An 8,273-nucleotide genomic window follows, 5' to 3' on the forward strand; every position below is an offset into this window, starting at 1 on the left:
TTGCCTACGTCAAGCAATGGCGGGGGTTAGCGACGAGATACGACAAGCTCGCCATCACCTATCGAGCGGCCGTCGTGATCAGCGCGATCCTGACATGGCTCCGCCAATAAAGGAGACATGCCCTAGTGAGCGGAGTTGGCTCTTCGCGTATTTCACCCAAGACGAGTCACGGGTTAGGGACTGCCATGCAGTTTCCATGATCTTGCTCAGCGGCTGATTATCTAGATCTTTGGCCATCACCCTTGATGCCTTGAGCTGCGCTTGGGTCGCGGGGCTGAACCTCTCCAGCGTTCGAGGGTCAACTGTTAGTTGCGCGAGTCGACGCCCGATAAGGAATACGAGACAGTGATCCTCATTACTTCGGACCGCTCTCCCCATACCTTGTTCAAGCCTCTGGACCTGGCGATCGTCCACTCCACCAACAGTCCGCTGCATCAGGGATTCCAAGCGCTCATCTCCGCTAAAAGCTTGAGGCAACCCGTCGATCACCAAGATCCGACACGCATCGTCGGGCAGGTCAATTCCGTCGTACCTATTCGCGGCGATCACAAGTCCAACATGATTCTTCGATCGCATTGTGGCGACAACCTTAGTCAGATTGTCCTTGGTTGCAACAGTTGGGCTGTACGCACTCCACTTCGCGATCGCTCTTTCGCTGGGAACGATTACCAAGGTGTTGTGTTTTTCGCTGAGCTTCGCAATCTCGGCCCGAACGTTGTCCTCCGTGATGGTGGAGTTAATCTCCTGAGGAGCCAGGATCATGCGCTCACCTATGTCACCCGCAGTGAGCGGTTGAATTGGCTCACTCACCAACGCTGGATCGGCGTCGAAGTCTGTGATGAGGGCGCTGTCATTGGCGAGGGTGGCGGTCAGGAAGACTCGGCGTTGAGCGTCGGCGAAACTGTGTACTCGGCCTACGGGCGGAACGGGGGGAACTATTGTCAACGCCAGAGGGGTGAACACGATGCGACATAGGGCTAAGGAGTCGCGGATCGCGTCGGCGCCGTAGTCGAATTCATTATCAGGCTTGTACTGACGAAAAATCGTCCGCATCTGGTCAAGCTTATTGGATAGAGCCCAGAACGGAACCCGAGCGAAACCACCTCCCGTTTCTTCTCGAATGTCCAGAAGGACGTCCGGAGCCTGAATTTTCAAGTCCTCCTCGAACAGGTCAAGGAGTTCGGTGAAAGTGGGGTTGGATCTCTCAATCGTGACCGATAGCTGATCTTTGAGAATCGCCAGAACCGCGTGCGCGTCGTCAACCACGACAGCTCCGATCGGCACGCGCGGCGCACTTGGCCGATTGTCGGAAAACACGGTGTGCCCATTGAACAGCTTCGCGCCGTTGACTACCGCTATCGCTTCTCCGGCGAAGTAAGCGGGGGCTTCGGGATCGGTGACAACTGGGATGCCTAGGTTGCCAGCCTCCTTTACTACTTGCTCAACTAGAAACTTATTGGGAGCGACGTATAGGGCTGGTTGAATTCCCTCGTTGAGATAGCTCTGAAGAATGACGAGCCCGTCTATGGTTTTCCCGCCGCCTGTGTTGACTTTGATGACGATGTCTCGTTGCTCCCGCCTGTCGTCCCACTTGGAGAGAATCTGCGTTTGAGCATCCCGGATGTAGCCGTAGTCCTTAGCCTTAAAGGGGAGCTGCTCATAGAGCTCCCGTGGGTTCGTTGGTGGCGAGTCGTCTGCATCCCGCAGTAGCTTGTCGAAGTCCACATCGTCTCCATCCAATAGTCAGCGCTCTAACGCGCATCAAAGTGAGCTTACCTCTCAAGGCGAACGTGGACTGTCTCGTAACCTGAGCGTCTCAAAACCCATGGGTTTTGAGACACCTAAGTTGTGAGACACTGCCATCGCGACACCTGTTAGCCCCGCTTGACAAACATAGAAGGACCCCCAGCCTCCGCCCACCGAGTTAACCTTTTTACACCTAGGTCGGCTTTTTCGCGATAGGCGGACAGCGCAACAACGCCTGGTACTTCTCTGCGGTATCTAAGGCTTCGGCCATCCGCTCCACGAGTTTCGGTCGATAGACGAACTGCTTGAAGGCAGGCGAGTAGAGGCAGAAGCCATCCGACTTCGGCAACTGTTCCTTGTCTCCACTCTTCGCTGGGCCAATCTGCCAGGCTTTTCGAACCACAGTGAAGTCATGGACGCTGAACTTGAATGCGATACGTTCCTGCACGTTTGCCGCGGCCGCTTTGGCCTGAGTTCCACAATTTTAGTGCCCCGGAAAACGATTAGGCAGTAGCCCGGCCGCGATTTCCCTCGTCGGCCCAGTAACTTCGGGATCGAACGTGATGTCCTGCCCACCCACACGACCCGTGAACTCCCGCAGAGGACGCAACGTCGTGATGATCTTCTTCAACGACACACCAGTCTCTTCCTGCATGAACCGTGCGATTGCCAATGCCGTGAACACCACCGTCAAGTGCGCTTCGATCGCATCTCTGGTCCGGTGGAAGATCGGCCGGGCCCGTAGGTCCGTCTTCGACATCCGGAAAGACGCCTCGACATGCCATAAGTCGTGATAACTGCCGACCACTTCGGTAGCGGACATGATGCTGGCGGGGATATTCGTGACGTAGCCCTTATAGCCCGAAAGCTTCATTGCTCGCCTGTAGGAGGCTTCGTCGAACTCCTTGTCTTCATCGGTGACCTTGACGAACCGGGCCTTTTTCGCCGGCTTCTGTCCCTCGATGATGCTTAATGCGCGGTTGCGCTGCAGATTCAAGGTCTGCTCATCACGCATCGCTCGTTTGCGTCGATATTGCCATACGACTCGCCACGCATCCGGATACTCCTTTGCTGACCAGACGGGCTCATGCCTCTTCTTCACCCTGTCCGGGTCGAGGCGTTTGACGCCTTTCGGGGTGATCGTGTCGATGATCTGCCCGTCGTCGGCGTATTCGCCGTTCCACCTGAAATGCGTGGCCAGATCATGTGGTGCTTTCGTCTGTCTCGACCCGACGATGAAACGCAGCCCGGCTTTGTCCAACTCGGCTAGATTCTTTGCTGAGAGCATGCCTGCGTCAGCTGCAACAACCATGTCAGTGACATTGTGGCGGTCTTGGAAGGCTTTGATCACGGGGATAATCGTGTGAGTCTCTGCTTTCGAGCCCTCGTAGCAGCCGATCTCGAGGGGGAACCCGGTCCGGTCGACGAGGAGGCCGACAACGATCTGTGGGTCGACTCGGCGTTCTTTCGAGTATCCGACCTGTCTGAGATTGTCTTCCTTCTCTGCTTCGAAATACAAGGTCGTGACGTCATAGAGCAGGAGGCTGATTCCAGAGGTGGCCACGCAGTGATCGAAGCACTTGCCCGCGATCTTTGCCCGGTAGTCACGGTCTCTTGCGCGGGTCAGGCAGTTGAGGAATGTGTTGTGGTGTGGCGGGTCAATACCGAGTTCGGCCAGGACACGGAGGCTATCGGCCTTCGATGTCGGTTCAACCAGACGAGCCAGCACGAGTTGGAAGAACGCCTGATCATTGACGACTTCGCTGAAGCCTAACCGTTTCCAGGACTCGGTGATCGCGTCGATGAGGATGGCAGAGCGTGAACCCACGACCGTTCTGGCTCGCGGTGGCGCGCCTTCGTCGGTGGGTAGGCCCAGTTCAAGTTCGAGTTGCTCGGCCGCCCCGTGGGCAGCGAGCTTCTCATCGCCGGCGGCAAGGAGAGCGGTCAGCTCTTCTGGGGTGTGGGCGGATCCGAGGTGCTCGAGAACGGTGACTTTCCCGCGGTGCTTACGCACGATCTGGACAGCCGTGGCCCCGGATCCGGTGGTGACTTTGCGCAGGCGAGGCGACATGAACCTATCGTAGACACCCGATTAGTGTCCCATCAACACGACCTTCGATCCTGTGACCAGTACAAACGCGGTCCGATCCGCCAAATCACCACTCAGTTGTGGAAGTCAGGAGGCAGAAGCCATCCGACTTCGGCAACTGTTCCTTGTCTCCACTCTTCGCTGGGCCAATCTGCCAGGCTTTTCGAACCACAGTGAAGTCATGGACGCTGAACTTGAATGCGATACGTTCCTGCACGTTTGCCGCGGCCGCTTTGGGGAGCATTTCGTCACCGTGGATCGCGTCGCGGTACTTTTCCGCCAAAATCACACTTCCGTCTTTCCCGAGAAGTGCCTGGAGCTCTTCTTCGCTAAGGTCATCCTGGCGAACGAAGTTGAGCGCAAGGTCCGCCTCCGTCTTGGGCCCCTTCATCGGAAGTAACAGGAGTCGGTAAGCGAATCGCTCATCGCGTCGGACGGCCTCTGGCAGACCTACTTGGAACTCGGTGATGAAATTCGAGACGGTAGTGGGCAGACCACGTCGAAGGTTGCTTTGCTCCTCGTATCTCGACGGGCTGAGGGACTGTACGAACACGGGAAACTTCAGTTCGGAGCCCAGCGTTTCGCGGGCCCCGAACCTCCTCACCAGCTCCGCCTCAAAATTGATGATGCATGCGTGCGCTTCGGCCGCGGTCGCAACCAACACAGCATCCTGGAAGCGGTGCTCGACGTGGTTCCGCAGACCGACAAAGAACGCAACGTTCACTTTTATCGGGTCGCTGTCCTGAAACTCGTGCTTCAGGCACTGGCTCAAATCCCAGGTCTTCTTCGAGCCATCCGGGTTACGTTTGAAGAGGCGTCGACCACCCGACTCGCGATAGAAGATCTCGACCTTGCGGCGCATGCGGTCAGCGTGAAGTAGGTTCTGCCATGCGAGGTGAATGTGGACGATAAAGTCGCTGAAACTTCGCCGATCACCGGGGCGGTTGTAGAAGTCGATCGCGACGAGAGCCTGTCGCCGGGCCTCATCCAGAGTGTGTCTCCATGCGGGTGGACGTGCCATCTCGGTCAGATCTCCTCGTTCGACGGCGTTATCGGTGCGAGGAAGCTGCGCAAGAGTCGGAGGCGTTCCAGGATCTCGTCGTAGGTCACGATAGTTACGTTGCGAGAGTTGGCGCGGTATAGCTCGAAACACTTCTGTCGTTCGGGATCACTTGCCGAGGGGGTGCGTCCGGCAACGACGAAGCAAGAGACCGCATAGGATTCCAAGTCCCATTGACGCGAACTTTCTTTCAGACCCGTGAGGTTCTTCGTCAAGTTGTAGGCTTGGTCAAGCACCTGAGTAACTGCGCGGTTGAGCTCCTTCGATGGGCCAAACACACCTCGCCGGTACTCATGGGTTTCGATTAGCCGCGTGGCTGGCCGCTTAATCTCCACAAGAGCGACGTTGTTCGTCAGCGAGTTCTTGAACAAATAGTCAGCAATCTTGTCACCACTCCCTGACAGGTCCCGGCCGCCTACCTGTACTTCGGAGTGAACACTAACCATCGGAGCGCCGAAGACCTGCTGTAATGCGAACGCGTTGTCGTCGAAGAATGTCTGCCAGTAGGGTTCCGTCTTGCCCTGATCCAAGGAGTCGGAATACACCTCAATGAGACGATCAAGATTGACAAGCTCAATGTCGCGCTTGAGCTGTTGGAACTTCTGGGGCGTGCTTTCTGCGATTACTGCCGACTCAGATGCAATCGCCTTGACCAAAGCGTCGCGCTCGATATTGCTCAGTCCCTCGACACCGTCGGCTGCCATCGCGATTACACGAGAGTCCGGGTGTCGTCCGAGCGAGAATTCTGTGATGGAGAGACCTAGCGTAGCGGCGAGATTGTTGTGGACGAAAACGTCTTTCACCCGGCCTGCGGCACGGTTGCCTCGGTCGTTGATTCTCGTGATCTCTGCCCAGATTGCTGAGAATCTTGTAAGACCGAGTCGGAACTTTGTGCCGTCGACGGTGGAGCTGTCGCCGTTAGTGAAGATAATCTCATCGCACGTAGTGTTCTTCTCGATCAACCTAATGAGTCGATTGCAGTCCTTGAGTAACCCCAGGCCGTATGCGAAGTCCTTCACGAATCCGGGTGGTAGCGTCTCAAGAACTGCCTCTACGTCGGGCACCCCGAGGTATTGCCGCAACAAGGAAGTTTCAAAGGTGATTGTATGCACTTGCTCGTACTTTGGCCTGAGGTACTCGCTGTGAGTCGAGAGCGTGTTGATGGGATGCATCTTCAGAATGCCGGCCTCGGCGTCGAGCTCGATGAGCTTCACACCTTCCGCTAAGCGCTGCTGCGCTGACGACTTTTTGGGTGGTGGTTCGGTCGGAATGAAGAAGGCTTCGACTCGACTACTCTTATCTACCGTGCGGAAGTCAAGACTACCAATGTCCTTTTGATCGTTTCCGAATCGAGCCATCGTTGGACTCATTCCTTCCCGAAGCAGGAGGTGGGGTCGAACTGGGCCCGCAGCCCCTCAGCCGCGGGTTGATCTGATCCTAGTCGGGGAAGCTCCGATCTACACGGAAGAACTCAACTGAATATGGCGTGGAGACGTGTGGCTGTCACTGCATCAGTCCGAGAATCAATTGTCTCGTAACCCTAGGGATACGAGACATCTCGCGGGAGGCCGTCGACCTTCGGCTCTGCGTTGGCTATACCAGCTCCTCCGAGACAGAGCCCAACGGTAAGGGCGGCAGTAGTGGTTGCGGTGATCGCCTTCCTCCGGAGCGTCATGTCGATCACGTCCTTTCAAGACTCGATTATGTGACCTGACGCACTCAAGACCCTACGGCGGCAGAGTGAGCTTTCAACCGGTATCGGCTTTCGTCAACTGCTTGGTGACCGCATTCCCACTTGACGGTCAGGGTCTAAGCAAAAACCCACTTGGCTCCACCATGCGTATGGCCCTGAAGACTCTCCGGTGTCCGGCCGCATGCTCCGCTCGCGATCGCTGCCAACCTCAATGCCCCAGTAGGTACCGCTGAACATGCACACGAGTAAGGGTTTCCGATGTTCTCACCTCCCGCAGTGATGCACCGCATTTCCGACGCAGCGAAGCAGTGAGGGCAGGCAAAATCTGCGGCCAGTGCCAATACGTTCGTCTTCGGCAAGTCGCGGGGAGGTTCCGTTGTTTAATAGTCAGATGAGCGCCCTCACGGACTACATCGCGGCATGGAGAACTAATGACACAGAGCGCATCGTTGCGACCGTCACCAACGACGTTGTGATCGCTGAGAGCTTTGGGCCGGTGTACTACGGCCGCGAACGGGTGCGGGAATGGTGCGAAAAGTGGAACGAGGGAGGGTCGCGCGTCCTCGACTGGACGGTCACTCACGAGTTCCAAGCGGGACACCTGCTCGTGGCCGAATGGCGGTTTGAGTATCGCCGGGGTGGTGAGGACAAGGCGTTCCTGGGGGCGTCGATCGCGACCGAACGCGACGGGAAGATCGCTGAGCTCCGCGAGTACGCCGTCACCGATGATTTGTACACCTGGGAAGGTGAGTGGAAGTAGGCGGCCCACCGTAAACGATCTTTATCGGACCGCCGACCACCACCTTTGGTCACTCTCCTACGATGTATGTTCGGTGAGGTTCAAAATTGTGACCGACTGTCAGCAGCTCCATATCATCGCGAAGGGAACGTACGTGAAACAAACCGTAAAAATGATCGGCGCAATACTGGTGACCCTTCTCGTCCTCGCGGTTGCGATAGTACTGACATGGACTCTCGGCCGGCTTGTTTTCTCCGCTCTGCAGTCGATGGATGGAGACACACTTGGAGCAACCATCGCGCTAGTCGGCGTCATCGCGGTTCCAGTGATCACATTCATCACTCAATGGGGGATGGAAAAGAAGCGTTCCCGTGAACAAGCCATTCGAGAAAAACGAACAGAATTCTACGAATCCGTAGTCGCACTGTTCATGCAGATACTGAATAGCTCTGCAAACGGCAACGAGGGTGACGTAGCTGATGACTGGGCATCCCAGATGCGGTCGCTGACACCACGAATGATCCTCTATGGGAGCAAAGAGTTCGTGCAAGCGTGGAATGTATTTCGCCAGACGAGTGCGCTCAACACAGCAGGAGAAGGAAAACTTGGCCCTGACGCGCTCAATCTCATGGTGGCTTCAATGGAGAAGACGATGATAGCTGCGCGCAAAGACCTCGGGCACCGTGTCTCCACGACCGAACTGGGCGAATACGCTTCGACCTTCATCAATGACCTCGATCGCACGCAGATCCAAGCTGCACATCAAAGAATCAGCAAAGGAGATCTCCAGGGCTAAGCTGCGGCGGTAACTGCTTCACAAACTAGGGCGTGTCTCCTTTATTGACCATTCCAGGACTGGCACGGTGGAGACGTGACTACACAGCAACGACACCGAGTCTTCACTGATGAGCAGTGGGAGAAGATCGAACCACTTCTGCCCTCAAAC

At 56.4% G+C, this 8,273-nt stretch carries 7 protein-coding genes and 1 pseudogene; 3 read left to right on the top strand and 5 right to left on the bottom strand.

Annotated features, from left to right (window positions below):
* A pseudogene (locus EB835_RS20010) lies at positions 1–110 on the top strand (IS5/IS1182 family transposase); the annotation flags it as partial.
* On the opposite strand, the gene EB835_RS20015 reads toward EB835_RS20010, so the two are convergent.
* The 5 genes from EB835_RS20015 to EB835_RS20035 form a co-directional block, all read right to left on the bottom strand.
* Positions 79–1,725 (bottom strand): helicase C-terminal domain-containing protein, encoded by a 1,647-nt coding sequence (locus EB835_RS20015; protein WP_168216813.1) that lies wholly within the window; start codon positions 1,723–1,725, stop codon positions 79–81. The pseudogene EB835_RS20010 and the gene EB835_RS20015 overlap by 32 nt on opposite strands.
* Before the next feature lie 214 nt (positions 1,726–1,939).
* On the bottom strand, positions 1,940–2,194 hold the full coding sequence (locus EB835_RS20020; protein WP_205749995.1) for a hypothetical protein: 255 nt from the start codon (positions 2,192–2,194) through the stop codon (positions 1,940–1,942).
* Between the two features lie 36 nt (positions 2,195–2,230).
* On the bottom strand, positions 2,231–3,817 hold the full coding sequence (locus EB835_RS20025) for an IS1634 family transposase (RefSeq protein ID WP_168216814.1): 1,587 nt from the start codon (positions 3,815–3,817) through the stop codon (positions 2,231–2,233).
* Between the two features lie 85 nt (positions 3,818–3,902).
* A complete protein-coding gene (locus EB835_RS20030) occupies positions 3,903–4,856 on the bottom strand; it encodes a DUF3644 domain-containing protein (RefSeq protein ID WP_135811176.1) in 954 nt (317 codons plus the stop codon).
* Between the two features lie 5 nt (positions 4,857–4,861).
* Entirely contained in the window at positions 4,862–6,253 is a 1,392-nt protein-coding gene (locus EB835_RS20035) for a Shedu immune nuclease family protein (RefSeq protein WP_135811177.1), read from the bottom strand.
* 726 nt (positions 6,254–6,979) lie between these two features.
* Between EB835_RS20035 and EB835_RS20040 the strand changes: the two genes are divergently transcribed.
* Positions 6,980–7,348: a nuclear transport factor 2 family protein gene (locus EB835_RS20040; RefSeq protein WP_101575075.1), complete on the top strand. Its 369-nt coding sequence runs from the start codon at positions 6,980–6,982 to the stop codon at positions 7,346–7,348.
* 133 nt (positions 7,349–7,481) lie between these two features.
* Complete coding sequence (locus EB835_RS20045; protein ID WP_135811178.1) at positions 7,482–8,123, top strand: hypothetical protein; 642 nt, start codon at positions 7,482–7,484, stop codon at positions 8,121–8,123.
* The last annotated feature ends 150 nt before the right edge of the window (positions 8,124–8,273 follow it).

Origin of the sequence: Brevibacterium sp. S22, from assembly GCF_004745485.1 — a bacterium.
GTDB lineage: Bacteria > Actinomycetota > Actinomycetes > Actinomycetales > Brevibacteriaceae > Brevibacterium.